At 69.4% G+C, this 20,608-nt stretch carries 19 protein-coding genes and 1 tRNA gene; 8 read left to right on the forward strand and 12 right to left on the reverse strand.

Going from position 1 to position 20,608, the window contains the following annotated elements; genetic code table 11:
* The first annotated feature begins 3 nt into the window (after positions 1 to 3).
* The gene (locus WAT24_RS15890) at positions 4 to 588 is read left to right on the forward strand and encodes a hypothetical protein (protein ID WP_336808879.1); all 585 of its coding nucleotides are present in this window, start codon (positions 4 to 6) and stop codon (positions 586 to 588) included.
* Positions 589 to 856: 268 nt separating this feature from the next.
* Here the strand turns inward: WAT24_RS15890 and fdxA are convergent, their stop codons facing one another.
* Positions 857 to 1,180, reverse strand: coding sequence for a ferredoxin FdxA (gene fdxA / locus WAT24_RS15895; RefSeq protein ID WP_336808880.1), 324 nt, complete (start codon positions 1,178 to 1,180; stop codon positions 857 to 859).
* Positions 1,181 to 1,329: 149 nt separating this feature from the next.
* A tRNA-Glu gene (locus WAT24_RS15900) sits at positions 1,330 to 1,405 on the reverse strand.
* 183 nt (positions 1,406 to 1,588) lie between these two features.
* Between WAT24_RS15900 and pcnB the strand changes: the two genes are divergently transcribed.
* The 3 genes from pcnB to WAT24_RS15915 all read left to right on the forward strand — a co-directional run bounded on the left by pcnB (position 1,589) and on the right by WAT24_RS15915 (position 6,140).
* The gene (pcnB, locus tag WAT24_RS15905; RefSeq protein ID WP_336808881.1) at positions 1,589 to 2,941 is read left to right on the forward strand and encodes a polynucleotide adenylyltransferase PcnB; all 1,353 of its coding nucleotides are present in this window, start codon (positions 1,589 to 1,591) and stop codon (positions 2,939 to 2,941) included.
* An 11-nt stretch (positions 2,942 to 2,952) separates the two neighbouring features.
* Entirely contained in the window at positions 2,953 to 3,432 is a 480-nt protein-coding gene (gene folK / locus WAT24_RS15910; RefSeq protein ID WP_336808882.1) for a 2-amino-4-hydroxy-6-hydroxymethyldihydropteridine diphosphokinase, read from the forward strand.
* Between the two features lie 170 nt (positions 3,433 to 3,602).
* Positions 3,603 to 6,140, forward strand: coding sequence for a GAF domain-containing hybrid sensor histidine kinase/response regulator (locus WAT24_RS15915; protein ID WP_336808883.1), 2,538 nt, complete (start codon positions 3,603 to 3,605; stop codon positions 6,138 to 6,140).
* A gap of 9 nt (positions 6,141 to 6,149) precedes the next feature.
* Here WAT24_RS15915 and WAT24_RS15920 read toward each other — a convergent pair whose 3' ends face one another.
* The 10 genes from WAT24_RS15920 to WAT24_RS15965 all read right to left on the reverse strand — a co-directional run bounded on the left by WAT24_RS15920 (position 6,150) and on the right by WAT24_RS15965 (position 13,748).
* Complete coding sequence (locus WAT24_RS15920) at positions 6,150 to 6,650, reverse strand: pyridoxamine 5'-phosphate oxidase family protein (RefSeq protein WP_336808884.1); 501 nt, start codon at positions 6,648 to 6,650, stop codon at positions 6,150 to 6,152.
* Between the two features lie 68 nt (positions 6,651 to 6,718).
* The gene (locus tag WAT24_RS15925) at positions 6,719 to 7,339 is read right to left on the reverse strand and encodes a class I SAM-dependent methyltransferase (protein WP_336808885.1); all 621 of its coding nucleotides are present in this window, start codon (positions 7,337 to 7,339) and stop codon (positions 6,719 to 6,721) included.
* A gap of 4 nt (positions 7,340 to 7,343) precedes the next feature.
* Positions 7,344 to 8,621, reverse strand: a complete 1,278-nt coding sequence (kynU, locus tag WAT24_RS15930; RefSeq protein WP_336808886.1) for a kynureninase — start codon at positions 8,619 to 8,621, stop codon at positions 7,344 to 7,346.
* A 9-nt stretch (positions 8,622 to 8,630) separates the two neighbouring features.
* Positions 8,631 to 9,140, reverse strand: a complete 510-nt coding sequence (locus tag WAT24_RS15935) for a hypothetical protein (RefSeq protein ID WP_336808887.1) — start codon at positions 9,138 to 9,140, stop codon at positions 8,631 to 8,633.
* On the reverse strand, positions 9,137 to 10,168 hold the full coding sequence (locus WAT24_RS15940) for an amidohydrolase family protein (protein WP_336808888.1): 1,032 nt from the start codon (positions 10,166 to 10,168) through the stop codon (positions 9,137 to 9,139). Before WAT24_RS15940 ends, WAT24_RS15935 begins: the two co-directional genes overlap by 4 nt.
* Positions 10,169 to 10,235: 67 nt before the next feature.
* The gene (locus WAT24_RS15945; protein ID WP_336808889.1) at positions 10,236 to 11,309 is read right to left on the reverse strand and encodes a sugar-transfer associated ATP-grasp domain-containing protein; all 1,074 of its coding nucleotides are present in this window, start codon (positions 11,307 to 11,309) and stop codon (positions 10,236 to 10,238) included.
* 227 nt (positions 11,310 to 11,536) lie between these two features.
* The gene (msrA, locus tag WAT24_RS15950; RefSeq protein ID WP_336808890.1) at positions 11,537 to 12,043 is read right to left on the reverse strand and encodes a peptide-methionine (S)-S-oxide reductase MsrA; all 507 of its coding nucleotides are present in this window, start codon (positions 12,041 to 12,043) and stop codon (positions 11,537 to 11,539) included.
* A complete protein-coding gene (gene msrB, locus WAT24_RS15955; protein ID WP_336808891.1) occupies positions 12,040 to 12,495 on the reverse strand; it encodes a peptide-methionine (R)-S-oxide reductase MsrB in 456 nt (151 codons plus the stop codon). The genes msrA and msrB overlap by 4 nt, the downstream gene beginning before the upstream one ends.
* Before the next feature lie 169 nt (positions 12,496 to 12,664).
* Positions 12,665 to 13,147, reverse strand: a complete 483-nt coding sequence (locus WAT24_RS15960) for an Hsp20 family protein (protein ID WP_336808892.1) — start codon at positions 13,145 to 13,147, stop codon at positions 12,665 to 12,667.
* 175 nt (positions 13,148 to 13,322) lie between these two features.
* Complete coding sequence (locus WAT24_RS15965; RefSeq protein WP_336808893.1) at positions 13,323 to 13,748, reverse strand: pyrimidine dimer DNA glycosylase/endonuclease V; 426 nt, start codon at positions 13,746 to 13,748, stop codon at positions 13,323 to 13,325.
* 167 nt (positions 13,749 to 13,915) lie between these two features.
* Between WAT24_RS15965 and WAT24_RS15970 the strand changes: the two genes are divergently transcribed.
* The 4 genes from WAT24_RS15970 (at position 13,916) to WAT24_RS16565 (ending at position 20,496) form a co-directional block, all read left to right on the forward strand.
* Positions 13,916 to 14,929 (forward strand): methyltransferase, encoded by a 1,014-nt coding sequence (locus tag WAT24_RS15970; protein ID WP_336808894.1) that lies wholly within the window; start codon positions 13,916 to 13,918, stop codon positions 14,927 to 14,929.
* 319 nt (positions 14,930 to 15,248) lie between these two features.
* A complete protein-coding gene (locus WAT24_RS15975; RefSeq protein ID WP_425605317.1) occupies positions 15,249 to 17,297 on the forward strand; it encodes a tetratricopeptide repeat-containing sulfotransferase family protein in 2,049 nt (682 codons plus the stop codon).
* Positions 17,298 to 17,340: 43 nt separating this feature from the next.
* Entirely contained in the window at positions 17,341 to 19,875 is a 2,535-nt protein-coding gene (locus tag WAT24_RS15980) for a TonB-dependent receptor (protein WP_336808896.1), read from the forward strand.
* Positions 19,876 to 20,193: 318 nt separating this feature from the next.
* Entirely contained in the window at positions 20,194 to 20,496 is a 303-nt protein-coding gene (locus tag WAT24_RS16565; protein ID WP_425605318.1) for a DUF3592 domain-containing protein, read from the forward strand.
* Positions 20,497 to 20,608: the final 112 nt, after the last annotated feature.

Raw genomic sequence — 20,608 nt, forward strand, 5'->3', positions numbered from 1 at the left:
TCCATGAAGAAAACCTCGCTCGCCTTCGTCCTGCCCACCCTGGTCCTGAGCGGCCTGCTGCTCTCCGGCTGCGGCATGTTCCGTTCGCACAAGGCGTGGGACACCGCCAAACAGGAGGCGCCGCTGGAAATTCCGCCGGGCCTCGACACGCCGCCGGCCAACGACGCGTTGGTGATCCCGCCGCCGGGCGCCAACAACCCCACCGCCGAGGGCGTCAGGGCCGATGTCGGCGGCGCCGGCGGCGTGATCGCCGACGGCTTCGTGCTGGCCGACAACGTGGACAACGCCTATCGCCGCGTCGGCGAGGTGCTGGATGCCGGCACGCTGGGCAAGGTCGTCGCGCGCGACGACGCGGCCCGCAGCTACACGCTGAGCGTCACCGCAGCGCCAACGAAGAAGCGCGGCTTCTTCGGCCGCCTGTTCCACCGCGACCGCGGCGACGAGACGGCCGCTTCCGGCAAGGTGTCGCGCCAGGTGCAGGTGACGGTGACCGGCAGCGGCACGAACGCCAGCGAGGTGCGCGCCCAGGGCCAGGCCGCCGCCGTGGCCAAGGTGGTCGATACGCTGAAGGGGAAGCTGGGCGGCTGAGCCGCGCCGCACTGCGGGACATGGGCGCCGCCTCCGGGCGGCGTCTTGCGTCATGCGCCCGCGCTTCGCGCTCACCTGTAGCAGCGGCTTGCAGGCCATGCTCTTCCTTTGGGGCGCGCCACAAAGGCAACAACATCACAGCTAGCTCGCTCCGACTCGGGCGTTCGTTACGAGCCATGGGCAAGGGGCATCGCGAGCAAGCTCGATCCCGCGCCCCGGAACGAAGACGCCGCCCGGGGGGCGGCGTTCTGGCGATGCAGTGATCGGCTCAGCGTTCGAGCAGGCCGAGCTTGTCCGGCTTGCCTTCCCAGTCCTTGGCGTCCGGCAAGGCATCCTTGCGTTCGGTGATCACCGGCCACGTCCGCGAGAGTTCCGCGTTGAGCGACACGAACGCCTCCTGGCCGGCCGGCACGTCGTCCTCCGGGTAGATCGCGTTGATCGGGCACTCCGGCTCGCACAGGGTGCAGTCGATGCACTCGTCGGGATTGATCACCAGGAAGTTCGGGCCTTCATGGAAGGCGTCGACCGGACAGACCTCGACACAGTCGGTGTACTTGCACTTGATGCAGTTGTCGGTGACGACAAAGGTCATGGAAGCGGTCGGCTGGTAGGGGAGCGGTCGGAAGCTCGTGTTGGAAGTGCGGCCATGGATAGCCGCTTCTAGTCTAGCCAATGGCCAGGGGCAACGGGCTAGCGAGACCCTTCCCGACAGCGGCAATCACGGACGATTGCAGAAACAAGTGGCGCTCCCTACGAGGTTCGAACTCGTGTTCCCGCCTTGAGAGGGCGGTGTCCTGGGCCACTAGACGAAGGGAGCGCGGAACTGCGAGGCGCGCTAGTATAGCGGAATTGTTTCGCCCGGCAATGCCCGCGTGACGTTTGGTCCGGGCGGCCGGCGGAACAGGCCGGCGGCCCGGTGCCGCACCGGACGGAACGTGGCGCGTGGCGCCGCGATGGTTGCACAGAGGGCGCTCCGCGCCCGCCAAGGATCCATACCCGCTTGAATCCCGAAGCACGGACTTTTCCCACGCCTGCGCTCACGGTCATACCGCGCGAGCGGCACGTGATCTCCCGCAAGAACATCAGCAAGGCCGCGCTGCGCGTGCTGTACCGCCTGCACGACGCCGGCTACGACGCCTTCCTGGTGGGCGGCGCCGTGCGCGACCTGCTGCTCGGCGGCCATCCCAAGGACTTCGACGTGGCGACCAACGCCACGCCCGACGAGGTCAAGAAGCTGTTCCGCAACTGCCGCCTGATCGGTCGCCGCTTCCGTCTTGCCCACGTGGTGTTCGGTCCGGAGATCATCGAGGTGGCCACCTTCCGCGGCACCGGCGAAGAGGAAGGCGGCGACGGCGACCGCCACATCGTCGACGGGCTGATCGTGCGCGACAACGTCTGGGGCACGATCGAGGAGGACGCGGTACGCCGCGACTTCCGCGTCAATGCCCTGTACTACGACATCAGCGATTTCTCGGTACGCGATTACGTCGGCGGCATGCAGGACCTGGAACAGCGCGTGCTGCACCTGATCGGCGATCCGGCCACGCGCTACCGCGAAGACCCGGTGCGCATGCTGCGTGCGGCGCGGCTGGCGGCCAAACTGGGCTTCACCATCGATCCACGGGCGGCCGCGCCGTTCGAGGAGCTCGGTCCGCTGCTCACCGAGAGCTCGCCTGCGCGGCTGTTCGACGAGTCGCTCAAGCTGTTCCTGGCCGGGCACGGCCTGAAGAGCTTCCGCATGCTCGAGCAGTGCGGCCTGCTGAAGTTCATGTTCCCGGCCACCGCGCGCGCATTGCGGCGCGGCGACCAGGCGCTGCGCTCGCTGATCGAGCAGGGCCTGGCCAACACCGATGCGCGCATCGCCGAGGGCAAGTCGGTGACGCCCGCGTTCCTGTTCGCCGTGCTGCTGTGGGGCGAGGTGCGCGACCTGGCGCACGCCTGGATGGCCAAGGGCGTGGACGGCAACGAGGCATGGGCCCGCGCCGCGGCGCACGTGGTGGGCGAACAGTGCCAGCGCGTGGCGATCCCGCGCCGCTTCACCCTCACCATGGAGGAGATCTGGTCGCTGCAGCCGCGCTTCGAGCAGATCCAGCGCAAGCGCGTGTTCCGGCTGATGGCGCACCCGCGCTTCCGCGCCGCGTTCGACTTCCTGCTGCTGCGCGGGGCCGAGTCGCCCGCCTTGCGCGAGCTCGGCCAGTGGTGGGCGCACGCACAGCAGTTGCCGCAGGAGGTGCTGGCGGCCGCGCTGCCGGCCAGCGGCGGCAAGACCGGCGCGGACGCCGCCGCGACGGCCGCGCCGCCGCGCAAGCGTCGCCGGCGCCGCAAGAGTGGCCACAAGCCCGACTCCGCCTAGGTGCCGCGACCATGACCCGCGCTTTCGTCGCGCTGGGCAGCAACCTGGACGACCCGCCCGCGCAGCTGCGCCGTGCCCTGGCGGCGCTCGACCGTTTACCGGAGACGCGCTGCACGGCCCACTCGCGCTACTGGCGGACGCCGCCGTGGGGCATCCAGGCGCAGCCGCCGTTCCTCAACGCGGTGGCCAGCCTCGAGACCGCGCTCGACCCGCACGCGCTGCTCGACGGCCTGCTGGCGATCGAGACGGCGCAAGGGCGCGTACGTGGCGAGCAGCGCTGGGGACCGCGCACGCTGGACCTGGACCTGCTGCACATGGAGGGTGTCCGCCTGGCGGACGACCGATTGGTGCTGCCGCACCCGCGCATCGCCGAGCGCGCCTTCGTGCTGCTGCCACTGGCCGAGTTGGCGCCCGGCCTGGTGCTGCCGGGGCAGGGCACGGTGGCCGACCTGCTCGCCACGGTCGACCGCACGGGCTGCGAGCCGGTCTGAGCCGGTACGGGCGCCGGCTCCCGCTGTGACGCGGTCCGCGTCGCAGCGCGCCGCGCGGCGGTCCCGTGGCGGCGGGTTCACCCGCAGCCCCTATACTCCCGCCATGCCCTCCGGAAAGGATTGCGGAATGCTGCCGGCTGCCGCAGGCCGCGTACTCGCGGGGAGTTGCCGTGGGCCCGTCTGACCCGCCGGTCCTGCCGCGAGCGCTGCTTGCCGCCGGCCAGGCGGCGATCCTGGGCCAGCTCGCCGAGTGCGTCGTCCTGGCCGACCGTGCCGGCCGCATCGCCTACCTCAACGAAGCCGCCGTCCGCCTGTACGGCACCGGCATTATCGGCGCCGGGCCGCAGGACTATGCGCGCGCCTTCCGGCTGCTGGCCGCCGACGACCCAGCCGCCGCCGCGCAGGCCTTGCCGCTCGCGCGGGCGCTCGATGGCGAGACGGTCACCGGTGCGCGCTGGCGGATGCGATGCGCGGACGGAACCGAGCTCGTGCTGCTGGGCTCCGCATGCCCGATCGACGATGCCCGGGGCGAACGGATCGGCGCCGTGCTCACGGTGCACGACGACGGCGCGCGTGAGCGCAACGAGGCGGCCCTGCGCGAGGAGAGCGAGGCGCTGGAGACGCTCAACCGCGTCGGCGCCGCCGTGGCGAGCGAGCTCGATCTGGAACGCGTGGTGCAGACGGTCACCGATGCGGGAGTCGAGCTGACCGGCGCGCGCATGGGCGCTTTTTTCTACAACGCCACCGGGCCCGAGGGCGAGCACATGCTGCTCTACACCCTTTCGGGCGTTCCGCGCGAACGGTTCGAACACTACCCGATGCCCCGTGCCAGTGCCTTGTTCCGGCCCACGCTCGCCGGCGAATGCCTGGTCCGCTCCGACGACGTGCTGAAGGATCCGCGCTACGGCAAGAGCCCGCCCCACCACGGACTGCCGTCCGGCCATCCGCCCGTACGCAGCTACCTGGCCGTGCCGGTGGTCTCGCGCTCGGGGGAGGTGCTGGGTGGGCTGTTCTTCGGCCATCCCGAGCCGGCGCGCTTCTCCACGCGGCACGAACGGCTGGGGCGGGGTATCGCCACCTACGCTGCGATCGCCGTGGACAACGCCAACCTCTACGCCACCGCCCAGCGGGAAATCGCCGAACGCCGGCGGGCCCAGGAGCGCCTGCGCGAGCTCAACGAAACGCTCGAGCAGCGCGTGGAGGAGCGTACGCGCGACCGCGACCGCGCGTGGAAATTCTCCCGCGACCTGCAGGCGGTGGTCGACGAGCACGGGCGCCTGCTGCAGGTCAGCGACGCCTGGCTCACCGTGCTCGGCTGGGAGCCGGCCGACGTGGTCGGCCGTCGCTCGATGGAATTCATCCACCCGGACGACCGTCCGGCCAACGGGCGCCCCTTCTTCGCCGGGGCCGGCAGGAAGTCGGGCTTCGAGAACCGCGTGCGCCATCGCGACGGCAGCTACCGGGTGATCTCCTGGGTGGCCAACCAGGACGACGGCATCGTCTACGCGAGCGGCCGCGACGTCACCGCGCAGAAGGAGCAGGCGCAGGCGCTGGCGATGGCGGAGGGGGCGCTGCGGCAAAGCCAGAAGATGGAGGCGGTCGGCCAGCTCACCGGTGGCATCGCGCACGACTTCAACAACATGCTGGCGGTGGTGATCGGTTCGCTCGACCTGCTCCGCCGCAAGATGGCCGCGGACGTGCCAGAACGGCGCCATGCCGAGAGCGCGATGGAGGCTGCCAACCGGGCGGCCGCGCTCACGCAGCGCCTGCTCGCCTTCGCCCGGCAGCAGCCGCTGAAGCCGCAGCCGGTCGACGTCAACGAGCTGGTGGCCGGCATGTCCGACCTGCTGCGCCGCGCACTCGGCGCGAACGTCCAGCTCGAGCTGCTCACCGGCAGCAGGCTCTGGTGCACGCGGGCCGACCCGAACCAGCTGGAGAACGCCATCGTCAACCTTGCGGTCAATGCGCGCGACGCGATGCCGGATGGCGGCCGGCTGGTCATCGAGACCGGCAACGCTCGGCTGGACCGGCGCTACACGGCCAGCCATCCCGGCGTGGCCGAGGGCGACTACGTGCTGGTGGCGGTGTCCGACGACGGCGTGGGCATGCCGCCGGAGGTCGTCGAGCGCGCCTTCGACCCCTTCTTCAGCACCAAGCAGGCCGGGCAGGGCACCGGCCTGGGGCTGAGCCAGGTCTACGGCTTCGTCAAGCAGTCGGGCGGGCACGTGAGGATCTATTCGGAACCGGGCCGCGGCACCAGCGTCAAGATCTACCTGCCGCGACTGGCGGGCCAGAAGGCCGAACCGGCGGCGCCCGGACCCGTCGCCGCGAGCCTGCCGAGAGGACGGCGGGAGCTGATCCTGCTGGTGGACGACGAGCGCAGCGTACGGACAGTGACGGCCGAGGCCCTGCGCGAGCTGGGCTACCTCGTGCTCGAGGCGGACGGCGCGGAGCCCGCGCTGGCGTTGCTCGATGCCCATCCGGCCATCGCGCTGCTGTTTACCGACGTGGTCATGCCGGGCATCGACGGTCAGCGCCTCGCCGCCGAGGCACGCCGCCTTCGGCCCGGCCTGAAGGTGCTGTATACCACCGGCTACTCGCCGCGGGCGGCCAGCCAGCAGGGCGTGCCGGACGGCCCGCTGCTGGGCAAGCCGCACACGCTGGAGCAACTGGGGCGTGCATTGCGCGAGGTGCTGGACGCCTCCTGAGCTGCCGCCTCAGCCGTGCAGGTGCCCCTGTCGTCCCAGGTCGCGCGGCTGTTCGCTCCACATGCCGCGCGCGAAGTCCAGCGCACGCTCCACGAAATTGCCGGCGGCCTCCCAGTACATCGCATCGCGGACACGCACGCGAAGCACCATCAGGTTGGGATCGTCCTTGCCGGAGAAGAACACGTTCTGCGCCGGCGACCACAGCTCCTCGATCAGCGCCTGGTCGCGGTCCATGCGCGCCCGCCCGCGCACCGAGACGTAGCGCCTGTCCTCCTGGTGGGCGTAGGCCAGGTTGACGTCGAGGTCCTCGGTGAGCTGCTCGACCTTGGCGCTGTCGGCGGCGGTGAAGAAGACCAGGTCTCCCTCGGCGGTCAGCTTGAGCGTTTGCAGCGGGCGACTCACCAGGGAGCCGTCCTCGGCGTGCGTCGTCATCATGGCCACCTCGATGGCGTCGATGAGCTCGGCGAGCTTCTGCAGGTCGGTATCGTCCTGGGGGGCGTCGTTTTTCATGGCGGGCTCCGGAACGCGCGAGGCATCCACCATCGCGCGCCCGCGGTCAAGCCGCGATGAAGCGCGCCTCAGACGCGCTCGAGCAGCGCGTAGGCGAAGGCCTGGGTGGCGCCGGCCGGAGTGGGATGCAGCTCGCGACGTTGGTCGACCAGCCGGAACGCTGGGCCGAGTGCGGTGGCGATGTCGGCGGCCGCGCGCCGTGCCACCGGCAGGCCGCTGCAGCGCTCCGGCCCGTCGGGCGCGAAGCCGCCGATCACGGCATGACCGCCGGGGCGCACCGCATGCGCGGCCTGTTCCGCGTAGCGGCGCACCTGCGCCGGCTCGGTGAGAAAGTGCAGCACGGCGCGGTCGTGCCAGAGATCGAACCGGGCTGCGGCAAAGCCAGCCTCGAGCAGGTCGGCGGCCAGCCAGCGCACCGTGCCCGCGCGGTCACCCAGCCGGGCCCGTGCCGTGGCGAGCGCGGTCGCGGACAGGTCCAGCACGGTGACTGCGCATACGCCGAGCGCGAGCAGGTCGTCCACCAGCGTGGAGGCGCCGCCGCCGACATCGATCACGCGCGTGTCGGGGCCGAGCCCGGCCTGGCGCAGCAGTGCCAGCGAGGCATCCAGATGCGGCCGGTACCAGCTGACCTCCTGCGCGGCACGGCTGCGGTACACCATTTCCCAGTGCGTGGCGCGCGCTTCGGCCATGGCATCAGCCGGTGGTGGCCCAGCGTCGCACCGTCTCGGCGAAGGCCAGGCAGTCGGCGAAGCGGTTGTAGAGCGGCGCGGGCGAGATGCGGATCACGTCCGGTTCGCGCCAGTCGCCGATCACGCCGTTGGCCATCAGGTACTCGAACAGTGCGCGGCCGCGGGCACGACCACCGAGGACGCGGATCGACAGCTGCGCCCCCCGGCGGGTGGGATCGGCCGGCGTGACGATCTCCAGCAGGTCGGCCAGCTGCGTGTGCACCAGCCACTCCAGGTAGCCGGTCAGGCGCAGCGACTTGGCGCGCAGGCGCTCCATGCCGGCGCGGCGGAACACGTCCAGCGAGACTCGCAGCGGCGCCAGTGCCAGGATCGGCGGGTTGGACAGCTGCCAGCCGTCGGCGCCGGGCGTGGGCACGAACTGCGGGCCCATCTGGAAGCGGGTGGTCTTGTCGTGCCCCCACCAGCCGGCGAACCGCGGCAACGCCGCGCGCGCGTGGCGCTCGTGCACGAAGGCACCGCCGACCGCGCCGGGGCCGGCGTTGAGGTACTTGTAGCTGCACCAGATGGCGAAGTCCGCGCCGCTGTCGTGCAGCCGCAGCGGCAGATTGCCTACCGCGTGCGCCAGGTCGAAGCCGACCTGGCAGCCCTGCGCGTGCGCCAGCCGGGTGATGGCGGCCAGATCGAACGCCTGGCCGGTGCGGTACTGCACGCCCGGCAGCATCACCAGCGCCGTGCGCGCGCCGTGCTCGGCGAGGGCGCGCTCGAAGGCGGTATCCGAAATGGTGCCGTTGGGCTCGTCCGCCTCCAGCTCGATCAGCGCGGTGGCCGGATCGTAGCCGTGGAAGCGGATCTGCGATTCCACCGCGTAGCGGTCGGTGGGGAAGGCGCCGGCCTCGATCAGGATGGCGTGGCGCCCGGGTGTGGGGCGGTAGAAGCTCACCATCATCAGGTGCAGGTTCACGCCCAGGGTGTTCATCGCCACCACTTCGGAGGGCTGTGCGCCGGTGACCAGGGCGAGGTCGTCGCGCACGAACTCGTGGTAGTCCATCCACGGCAGGCGGCCCTTGAAGTGCCCTTCCACGGCCAGCTCGCCCCAGTAGTCCAGTTCCGCGGCGATCGCTTCGCGCACGCCGCGCGGCTGCAGGCCGAGCGAGTTGCCGCAGAAGTAGTGCGCCTCGCGTCCTTCGTGCGGGGGGATCAGGAATTCGTCGCGGAACGCGCGCAGCGGATCGGCGTCGTCCGCGGCCGCGGCCCACGCCCGGGTGGCCTGGTAGTCGCTCATGCGGCCGCCTCAGCGCGCCAGGTCGGCGGCGATGGCGTCGCAGCCCTTGTCGAAGGCGCTCGCCCAGGCCGCGCCGGCCTCGCTGCGATCCGGCCGCACGCAACGCAGCTGGATCGCACGGTTGTTGCGGAACCAGTAGCGCTCGCTGTACCGGTAGGGCGAGCCGCTTTCCTGCGCGGTGTAGGCGTAGCTGTTGGGGCCGTCGGGCTGTCCGGCAGGCTGGTAGGCGGCGAGCGTCTTCGCTTTCTGCGTCGCCCCGGCGACGTAGCGTTCGAACGCGGCCAGGTCGTCCACCTGCTTCACCGTCACGGAGACGCGGGCCAGGCTGCGGCTGGCGGTGGGCGAGGGGTCGGGCACCTGGAACACGCGCACTTCCGGGTCGCCCTGGGTTTCCATGATCGGCACCCAGTTGTCGGGCGTGTTGAAGCTGACGCCGCCGGCCATGTCGACCTCGGTGGCGTGCGCGTTGCCGGCCAGCAGCAAGGTGCCGGCCAGGAGGGTGCTGCGGAAGAGGCTCATGGACGCTCCGGTGTGCCTGGGTTGACGAAACGCTGCAGGGGTAGGCCGAGCCATTCCAGCGCGGTGCCGTGGAACAGCCGCGCGCGGTCGGGTTCGGGCAGGCCCAGCGCCTCGATGCCGCTGCCGGGCTCCTGCTCGCCCAGCGGGAAAGGATAGTCGGTGCCCAGCATCACGCGGTCGACGCCGGTCACATCCAGGAGATAGCGCAGCGCCCGCTCGTCGTGCACGCAGGAGTCGAAGTACAGGCGCTTGAGGTACTCGCGCGGGTTGCGCGGGTTGTCGGTGGCGACGAGGTCCGGGCGCATGCGGAAGCCGTGCTCGATGCGCCCGATCGACCAGGGAAAGCTGCCGCCGCCGTGGGCCAGCATGATGCGCAGCCTGGGCAGGCGCTCCAGCACGCCGCCGAACACCAGGCAGCAGCCGGCGCGCGATTGCTCCGCGGGCATGCCAACCAGCCAGGGCAGCCAGTACTTCGGCATGCTGGCGGTGCCCATCATGTCCCATGGATGGACCAGGATCGCGGCGCCCAGGTCCGCCGCCGCCTCGAAGAACGCAAACAGCTCCGGCGCGTCCAGGTTCCAGTCGTTGCAGTGCGAGCCGATCTGCACGCCCTGCAGGCCGAGCTCGTCGATGCAGCGCTCCAGTTCGCGGATCGCCAGCTCCGGCGCCTGCAGCGGCACCGTGCCGATGCCGGCGTAGTGGCGCGGGAAATCGTGGCAGACGCGCGCCATGTGGTCGTTGAGGTGGCGGTGCAGCTCCAGCGCCTGGTAGCCGGGCGCCCAGTAGGAAAACAGCACCGGCACGGTGGAGATCACCTGCACGTCCACGCCGAAGCGGGCGTAGTCGTCGATGCGCGTCTGCGGATCGAAGGCCGAATCCCACACCTCGCGGAAGAACTTGCCGTCCTTGTAGATGCGGTGGCGGCCGTCGGTGTGCGTCATCACCGGGAAGCGGTCGTTGCCGTACTTGGCGGCGAGATTGGGCCAGTCCCGGGGCAGGATGTGCGCGTGGGTGTCGATCTTGAGCATGCGGCCGAGTGTAGCGGGCGCCGCGGACGGGCCGGTAGTACGCGGCCCCGCCACCCGGCCGCGCCAGCTAGGCGGGCACGCTGCGCCACAGATTCTCCCAGCCAAGCCCGCGGAAGCAGGGGCCGGTGGTGGCCTCGGAGAACTTGATGTCGTTGTAGCGCGCGTTCCACTCCATGATGCGCACGCGTTCGTCGCGGTCGATGCACAGGTCCCAGCCCAGGCACAGCATGTGCGGACAACTGGCGTGCAGCGCGATGCACAGACGCACCGCCTCGTCGAACCGCGGGACCGCCTGGCCGGCGAAGCGGAAGCCGGTGTCCGGATGCGTCTCGATGCGGCGCCAGTCGTGCAGGTAGCCTTCGTCCGCAAGTGCGCCGGTGCGGATGTCCAACGCCACGCGGACGTGGCTGCGGCTGCTCACGACATCGTCCTCGGCACGACCCACGCGCAGGTAGGCTGCCCTGACTGCGACCTTGCCGTCCGGCTCGCGCGCGGTGGTGATACGCAGCGTGGCGGTCGAGCGGGGGCTTATCTGGGCGAAGAAGTCGTGCTGGTGGATCGGGGCCTGGAACACGCCATCGGGCAGGGGGCCTTCGCCGCGGCGTGGAAAATCCTCGGGCGTCATGAAGCGGATGGCACGGCCCTGGTAGGAGTTGTCCGCCTTGAAGATGGCGCGCGAATCCTCGGCGAAAAGGATGCTGACCAGGTGCGCTTCGTCGATGGGGCGGTAATCACGCCCGTAGTAATTGCCGTCGATCACGTAGGCCAGGTCGGGCAACGCCTCGGTGTCGAGGATGCGGTTGGTGAACGACTTGACCAGCGCCACCTTGGCGGCCTCGCCGCTCTTCAGCGGGTCGACCACCAGGCCGTAGTAGTTGTCCGGGATCCAGCCTTCCTTGAAGGCTCCGCTGACCGCGGCGTAGACCTGCAGCCAGGGGGCGTACCGGACGCTGCCGAGCACCTCCCGCGCGTACTCTTCGGCGCGGTGAAGAAGATGCTTGTCGGTGGGGCCACGCTGGCTCTCCACCGAACGCAGCACGGCGTGTGCCTGATGGTTGGAATGCAGCTGGCGCAGTCCGGTGTAGACCCGGTTCGCGGCGGTAAAGCCGGTCCTCTTCAACGACTCCGTCGAAATGGCCATGGCGTCGGATGCAGGTTCCTGGTCGATACGGGCTGGGAGCGGGCGGTCGCTGGGGCGGCGACAGGGGGCATCGTGCTGCCTGCGCTGCGACGCTGCGGAATGGGCGCTGCGCAACGGGCGCCCTACCTGACCGTCTTATCGACCCGGCGTTCTAATAAGCGTGAAGGCCCGCGTTGCCGCAACGCCCTGCGCGATCGCAAGAATCTGCTGATCCCGATGCCCCGCGCTCAGCCCGCGGCTTCGCGGCGCGGCAGCTTCCAGCCGGGCCGCACGAAGTGGCAGGTGTAGCCGGTCGGGTAGTGCTGCAGATAGTCCTGGTGTTCGGGCTCGGCTTCCCAGAAGTCGCCGGCCGGCGCTACCTCGGTCACCACCTTGCCCGGCCACAGTCCGGAGGCGTCGACGTCGGCGATGGTTTCCTCCGCGACGCGCTCCTGTTCCTCGCTGGTGTAGAAGATGGCCGAGCGATAGCTGGTGCCGCGGTCGTTGCCCTGCCGGTTGGGCGTGGTCGGGTCGTGGATCTGGAAGAAGAACTCCAGCAGGTCGCGGAAGCTGATCCGCGCCGGGTCGAACACGATCTCCACCGCCTCGGCATGGTTGCCGTGGTTGCGGTAGGTCGCGTGGGGCACGTCGCCGCCCGAATAGCCCACGCGGGTGGAGAGCACGCCGGGCTGGTGGCGCAGCAGCTCCTGCATGCCCCAGAAGCAGCCGCCGGCGAGAATGGCGCGTTCGCTCATGACCGGGCCTCCTGTTCGAACAGCTTGCGGTATTCGCCGTAGCCCTCGCGCTCGAGCGCCTCCAGTGGAATGAAGCGCAACGCCGCGGAGTTGATGCAGTAGCGCAGGCCGCCGGCCTCGCGCGGACCGTCCGGGAAGACGTGGCCAAGGTGGCAGTCGCCGTGGCTGGAGCGGACTTCGGTGCGGATCATGCCGTGGCTGGTGTCGCGCTTCTCGAGCACGTTGGCGGGCTCCACCGGGCGGGTGAAGCTGGGCCAGCCGCAGCCGCTGTCGAACTTGTCCAGCGAGGTGAACAGCGGCTCGCCGGAGACCACGTCCACGTACAGGCCGGGCTCCTTGTGCGCATGGAAGGCGTTGTCGAACGGCCGCTCGGTGCCGTTCTGCTGGGTCACGCGGTACTGCTCGGGGGTGAGGCGGGCGACGGCTTCGGGGGTCTTGCGATAGTCCGGCATGGCGACCTCGTGGCTGCGGGCGCGGCGCTCGCGCCCCGACCTGGCCGAACATGGGGACGCGGCGCGCGCTTCCAAGCGCGCGCGGAAAAGGCGGCCCGCCGCGGGGCGGGCCGCCAAGGCGTCACCGCAATCGTGCAGCTCCGGGCGGAACGTCCGGAGCCAGGCAGGCTCAGGCCGCTGCCTGGGCCTCGAGCTGGCGCGGTGCGGGCGATTCCAGCGTCGCGCCTGCGCCAGTCTCGATGGCGATACGGCGCGGCCGCATGGCCTCGGGAAGCTCGCGCTGCAGTTCGATGGTCAGCAGGCCGTCGGCCAGGTGGGCGCCGGTGACCTTAACGTGGTCGGCCAGCTCGAAGCGGCGCGAGAAGGCGCGGCTGGCGATGCCGCGGTAGAGGTACTCGCCCTCCTGTTCGCTGTTCTTGCGCTCGCCGGTGACCACCAGCAGGTTCGGCTGCGCGGAAATGTCGAGCTCGTCGCGGCTGAAGCCGGCCACCGCCATGGTGATGCGGTAGCGGTCCTCGCTGAGCTTGACCGTGTCATAGGGCGGCCAGTTGTCGACCGCCTGGGTGCGCGCGGCGTTCTCGAGCATGTCGAAGATGCGGTCGAAGCCGATGCTCGAACGATGCAGCGGCGCCAGATCGAACATGGTACGCATGGCCATATCCTCCTCAAGAGCAACATGGATGGAATCGCCGCCGGCCGATGGCCCGGCGGACCGGCCCCGAAGGCTCCGGCGCGTGACAGATAGGTGTGGCCGGCACGATTTCAAGCGCACCTTTCAGCCAACGTTTAGACGGCCAAACGCAGAGGCCCGGGCACGGGCGGCGTCCTCAGGGGCGCTCCCAGGGCGCCACCGGGCCGGGCTCGAGCAGGAACAGCGGATGGCAGGTCGGCCGCCGTTCCCGCCACCGCTCGTACAGCGCCGGATCGCGTACCGCGAGCTTGCGCAACAGGTGCCGCCACTCGAACTCGAGCTGGCCGGCGGTCGCGACGATGCCCGCCACCGGCCGTAACGGGCCGAACTTGCCGCGATCGAAGAGGTAACCGCGAGCGCAGGCCTCCTCGTGCACCGCCGCCAGGTAGGCATCGATCGCCAGCGAGGGTTCGGCATGCGCGCGGAAGCGTTCCAGTTGCGGATGGTGCCGGTAGCCGCGGGTGCGCCCGTGCAGCACGGCACGGGCGAGCAGGCCCTCGCGCCACACGGCCAGCAGCCCCTGGCGGTCCAGGAATCGGGGGTGCAGGGTCCACAGGCGCATGCGTGAAGATCACTCGACGGAGCCGGTGGCATTATCCGCCCGCACGCCTCCTCTCCGGGCCCTTCGCGCGGGTGGGGCGTGCCATCCGGCCGGCCCTCGGGTTCGCGGTTGGTACTCGGGCCGACGCATCCCCGTCGCCGCCACGCGGCGCCACACGGAGCGAGCCCATGCAGACCCAACCCTCTCCCGACGCCATCCTCCGCACCGGCCTGGCCTTCTGGGCCTCCAAGACCCTGCTGAGCGCGATCGAGCTCGGCCTTTTCACCGAGCTGGCCAACGGCCCCGCCGGGCTGGACGAGCTGCGCGCCCGGCTCGGCCTGCACGAGCGGTCCGCGCGCGATTTCCTGGACGCCCTGGTCGCGCTGGGATTCCTGCGGCGCGCGGAGGGCCGTTACGCGAACACGCCCGAAACCGACCTGTTCCTAGATCGCAACAAGCCCTCCTACGTCGGCGGCATCCTGGAGATGGCGAACGCGCGCCTGTACCCGTTCTGGGACGGTCTCACCGAGGCGCTGCTCACCGGCCTGCCGCAGAACGAGACCAAGCACGGCGGGCCCAACCTGTTCGACACGCTGTATGCCGATCCGGCGCGGCTGAAGCAGTTCCTCGCCGCGATGACCGGCATCAGTCGCGGCGCCAACCTGGCGATCGCCCGCCAGTTCCCATGGCAGGACCGTCGCAGTTTCGTCGACGTCGGCACCGCCCAGGGCGACCTGGCCGCGCAGGTCGCGCTCGCCAACCCGCACCTGCGCGGCAGCGGCTTCGACCTGCCGGAGGTGCGACCGATCTTCGAGGACTACATGCGGGCCAACGGCCTGGCCGACCGCGTCGGTTTCGTCGCCGGCAACTTCTTCGACGACGACCTGCCGGCGGCCGACGTGGTCATGATGGGCCACATCCTGCACGACTGGGACCTGCCCACCAAGCGCATGCTGATCGGCAAGGCCTACGCCGCGCTGCCGGAAGGCGGTGCGCTGATCGTGTACGAGTCCATCATAGACGACGACCGGTCGCGGAACGCCTTCGGTCTGCTGATGAGCCTCAACATGCTGATCGAAACGCCGGGCGGCTTCGACTACACCGGCGCCGATTGCCAGGGTTGGATGCGGGAGGCCGGCTTCCGACGGACGTACACCGAGCACCTGGTCGGGCCGGATTCGATGGTGGTGGGCATCAAATAGGGCAACGGGTACGTCGCCACGGCCCGCCTGGCAGGCAGGAGCGGCGTCCCGCCGCCGGTGTCGGCCAAAACCCGGCCGCAGCTGCGACGGGTCGCGACGATACGCCGGTGTGCAAGGGCTCGCATGATCGCCCTGGAGCGGATCGCTCGCCTGGGTGCGACAGGCCCGAACGGCTCATCCGCGCCCAAAGGGTGCGCTTGTGCGCTACCCACTACCCACCGCGCGCGTTCGACTATAGGCTGTGGCATCGGGAGGAGCGCCGCCACATGCATCGCAGCCTGTCCTTGCCGGACGCCCTGTCGTCCATCGGCCGCCGCGCATGGCGAGCACGGACGCGCGCCGCGTGAACTCCGCCGCCACCGGCACGCTGGAGCAGGCGCTGGCGCACGCGACGCATCTGCTCGAGCGCGATCCGGCGCTGGCTGCCGAACAGGCGCTGGAGATCCTCCGGGTCGCCGCGGGCCACCCCGCGGCGCTGCGTCTGCTGGCAGCCGCGCGCAGTGCGCAGGGCGACCACGCCGGTGCGATCGGGATCCTCGAACCGCTGGTCCGACGCCAGCCCGCATGGGCGCCGGCGGCACTGGAACTCGGTTTGGCCCTGGGCCGCGTCGGCCGCGGGCGCGACGCCGTTGCGGCCCTGCGCCAGGCCGTCGCCGTCGACGCGCGATTGCCGCAGGCCTGGCGCGCGCTCGCCGACCAGCTGCTCGCCCTGGGCGAAGCTGCGGCGGCGGACGACGCCTATGGCGAGCACGTACGCCGGGCCACCGACGATCCGCACCTGATGGGCATCGCCGCCGCACTGGCCGGGGACCGCCTGCCCGAGGCCGAGGCCATGCTGCGCGCGCACCTCAAGGCCGCCCCCACCGACGTGGCCGCCATCCGCATGTTCGCCGAGCTGGCCGCCCGCCTGGGCCGCAACGAGGACGCGCTGCACCTGCTCGCGCGCTGCCTCGAACTGGCGCCGGGTTTCCACGAGGCGCGGCACAACTACGCGCTGCTGTTGCACCGGAACAACCAGCCGGAGCAGGCGCTGGCCGAAATCGGACGGCTGCTGGCGGTCGAGCCGGACCATCCCGGCTACCGCAACCTCAAGGCCGTGGTGCTCTGCCGCATCGGCGACTACGAGCCGGCCATCGCCATCTACGCCGACCTGCTGGAGCGCCATCCGGACCAGGCGAAGGTCTGGATGAGCTACGGCCACGCACTCAAGACCACCGGCCGCCTTGCGCAGGCCGTTGCGGCCTACCGGCGCAGCCTGGCGCTGCAGCCGTCCTTCGGCGAGGTCTGGTGGAGTCTGGCCAACCTCAAGACCTTCCGCTTCCAGGCGCAGGACCTGGCGCAGATGCGCGCCCAGCTGGCGCGTCCGGACCTCGCCGAGGAGGACCGCCTGCACCTGGAGTTCGCCATGGGCAAGGCCTTGGAAGACCAGGACGAGTACGCGGACTCGTTCCGCCACTACGCCCGCGGCAACGCGATCCGCCGCGCCCAGCTGCACTACCGCGCGGAGGACACCAGTGCGCGCGTGCGGCACATCCGCGCACGGTACACCCGCGAGTTCTTCCGGTCGCGCAGCGGCATGGGCAGTGGCGCCCGCGACCCGATCTTCATCGTGGGCCTGCCGCGTTCGGGTTCCACCCTGATCGAGCAGATCCTGTCCAGCCACAGCCAGGTCGAGGGCACCATGGAGCTGCCGGAGATCACCTCGATCACCCGGCTGCTGCGCGGGCAGGGTGGGCCCGACAGCGCCTTGCCCTACCACGACGCGCTGGCCGCGCTCGACGGCGAGGGGCTGCGCGCACTGGGCGAGCACTATCTCGCCGCCACGCGCATCCACCGCAAGACGGGCGCGCCGCGGTTCATCGACAAGATGCCCAACAATTTCATGCATCTTGGCCTGATTCATCTGATCCTGCCCAACGCCGTCTTGATCGACGCGCGCCGCCACCCGCTGGCCTGCGGCTTTTCCGGGTTCAAGCAGCATTTCGCGCGCGGCCAAAGCTTCAGCTACAGCCTGGAGGACCTCGGGCGCTACTACCGCGACTACGTGGCGCTGATGGCGCACTTCGACGCGGTGCTGCCCGGACGCGTGCACCGCGTGTTCTACGAACGCATGGTCGAGGACACCGAAGGGGAGGTGCGGCGCCTGCTCGATCATTGCGGCCTGCCGTTCGAGGAAGGCTGCCTGCGTTTCTTCGAGAACGATCGGCCGGTGCGCACGGCCAGCTCCGAGCAGGTGCGACGGCCGATCTACCGCGAGGGTGTCGAGCACTGGCGCCATTACGCGCCCTGGCTGGGGCCGCTGGAGCAGGCGCTCGGTCCGGTATTGCAAAGCTATCCGGACGTACCGGAGGAACTACAGGGGAACTAGTCGCTGGGGTTGTTCGTCGTCATCTTCGAGGGAGGGGAAGTCGATGTACCGGAACGCGCACCGCAAGAGACCGGGCAGGCCGCCCGGTGCCACACCGTCACGCCTGCCGCTGGCCGCGGCAATCTGCCTGGCGATTGCCTTGCCGGCCTTCGGCCAGGACGCCGGCCAGGTCGAGGGACAGAGCACGCCAGCCGCCGCTGGACCTGCCAAGGGCAAGATCACCACGCTCAAGCAGGTGACCGTCACCGCGCAGAAGCGCACGGAAGACCTGCAGAAGGTGCCGGTCAGCATCCAGGTGCTGGGTACCGAGAAACTGCAGGAACTGCACGTCAGGAACTTCGACGACTACGTCAAATACCTGCCCAGCGTCTCCTACGAGACCTTCGGCCCCGGCTTTGCCCACATCTACATGCGTGGCGTGGCCAGCGGCGGCGATGGCAACCATTCGGGCTCACTGCCGAGCGTGGGCGTGTATCTGGACGAGGAGCCGGTCACCACGATCCAGGGACCGCTGGACATCCACATGTACGACATTGCCCGCGTCGAGGTACTGGCCGGGCCGCAAGGCACCCTGTACGGCGCCAGCGCCGAGGCGGGGGCGCTGCGCATCATCACCAACAAACCCGACACCAGCGGCTTCGCGGCCAGCTACGCGCTGAGCGCCAACACGGTGAAGAACGGCGGGGTGGGGTACGTCGGCGAGGGGATGGCCAACATTCCGGTGGCGAAGAATACGGCGATCCGCCTGGTCGGCTGGCACGAGCACGACACCGGCTACATCGACAACAAGCCCGGCGTCCGCACCTATCCGGTCTCCGGCATCAGCGTCAGCAACGCCAAGGGCTGCACACCTTCGCCCACGCTCGACTGCACCTACCGCGCCAGGGACGCCTACAACGACGCCACCACCAACGGCGCGCGTGCGGCGCTGAAGGTGGACCTGGACGACGACTGGTCGATCAACCCGACCGTGATGGGACAGCAGACCATCACGCACGGCAGCTTCGCCTACGATCCGGCGGTCGGCGACCTCGCGCTCACCCACTGGTATCCCGAGCGCACGGACGACCGCTGGTGGCAGGCCGCGCTCACGGTGCAGGGCAAGATCGGAAATTTCGACCTGACCTACGCCTACGCGCACTTGAAGCGCAGCCAGGAAGAGGAGAGCGACTACAGCGACTACTCGTTCTGGTACGACACGCTGTACGGCTACGGCGCCTACATCTACGACAACAGCGGCGCGCTGATCAATCCGTCGCAGTACATCAATGCGCGCGACCGCTACACCAAGGACAGCCACGAACTGCGCATCGCCTCGCCCGCCGAGGACCGCCTGCGGCTGGTCGCCGGCCTGTTCTGGGAACAGCAGCACCACGACATCCAGCAGGACTACAAGATCGACAACCTGTCCGACGCGCTGGAGAACCCTGGCTGGCCCGATTCGCTGTGGCTGACCAAGCAGATGCGCGTCGACCAGGACGAGGCAGTGTTCGGCGAGCTGTCCTACGACTTCATCCCCGAGACCCTTACCGGTACGGTGGGCGGGCGCTACTTCCGCACCAACAACAGCCTGGAAGGCTATTTCGGCTTCAGTTCGGGGTTCTTCCCCGGCTCCAGCTACGGCCAGGCCGGCTGCATCTCGCCCGAGCCCTATCACGGTGCGCCCTGCCTGGACTTCGACAAGCGCGTCAAGGAGACGGGCTCGCTGTTCAAGTTCAACCTGACCTGGAACATCACGCCGACCAAAATGGTGTACGTGACCAAATCCGAGGGCTTCCGTCCCGGTGGCATCAACCGCCGCGGCACGTTGCCGCCGTACATGTCCGACTATCTCACCAACTACGAACTCGGCTGGAAGAGCACCTGGCTGGACAACCGACTCTCCTTCAACGGCTCGGTGTTCCGCCAGGACTGGAAGGACTTCCAGTTCAGCATCCTGGGCGCCAACGGACTCACCGAGATCAAGAACGCCAACCAGGCACGGATCACCGGCCTGGAGTCCGAACTCGACTGGGCCGCGACCTACAACCTGGAACTGAGCGCCGGCTTCGCCTTCTACAAGGCCAAGCTCACCGCCAACTACTGCGGCTTCACCGACCTGGCCGGAAACCCGATCACCCACTGTCCTGCCGGCACCATCAACCCGCTCACGGGCGAGGCCGTAGACGGACCGGAGGCGCCCGAAGGCTCGCGCCTGCCGATCACGCCGCGTTTCAAGGGGAACCTGCAGGCCCGCTACACCTTCGACGTGGGGGAGAACGAAGCCTTCCTGCAGGCCGCCCTCGTGCACGTCGGCGAGCGCCGCGCCGACCTGCGCCAGTATGAAGGCAGCCTGCTCGGCAACCTCGCCGCCTACACCACCGCCGACCTCTCCGCCGGCTTCCACAAGAACAGCTGGACGCTCGACGTCTACGTCAACAACGTCTTCGACAAACGTGCCCAGATCTACAAGTTCGCCGAATGCGCGGAGGCCGTCTGCGCCGCGCACGGCGTGGTGCCGCAGTACCCGAACGGCCAGGTGTACGTGGTAACCAACCAGCCTAGGACGTTCGGGGTGAGGTTCAGCCAGGAGTTCTAGGGTCGGTCGCCAACAAAAAAGCCCCGGCCCGTCCGGGGCTTTCCTTCCGGTGAACGCCCTTTGGTCCTGTGCTCCACAGCACTACGGCGCCTCGAGGAGGGAGATCTTCGTGAGGTTGCGTGCTAGCTTCGGAAAGTGGCGTCTGGTGGCGCAGGTGACTACGACTCATCCAAGCGCACGCGCGCGCCGCTTTACTCAGCGTCGGTATCCATGGAACCACTACGATTTTGCATCGCGCTTTGGCTGCTTATGAATCTCAGCGGCTGCGCTTCCCTGACCGCGCCTTGGCGGCAACTGGTAGTGCGTCACACCACCACGATGGCCACGGTTGTTAGCACTGATTGTTCGGATAGTGGAAGCGTTACATACAGCTTCAAGGTAGGTGGCCATACCTACACCAACGTCTCGTATTGGGTCAAACGACCGTGCCACGCAATAAAGCGCGGAGACACCGTCCTGGTTTACTACGACCCAGTAGTCCCGAGCACGAACACCACCATGAGCCCAGCAGAGGCTTTGCGCCACTATCGATATAAGGCTGCGTTTCCGTTTATCGCCGCGACCTTTTTCGTGATTCTGGGCGCAGTCCAGTTTGTCCGCAAATTCCGTAGAAACGCTTAAGAGTGAAACGCCCAGGGTAATCCCCCCGCTTTCAGCGGACGCCAAAAGTGGAGCTATGCGGCAAGCGCCAATTTCTGCATCGGCGTGATGCCACCGAGTGCCATATTCGGGC

Origin of the sequence: Fulvimonas yonginensis (genome assembly GCF_037137055.1) — a bacterium.
Classification (GTDB): Bacteria; Pseudomonadota; Gammaproteobacteria; order Xanthomonadales; family Rhodanobacteraceae; genus Frateuria_A; species Frateuria_A yonginensis.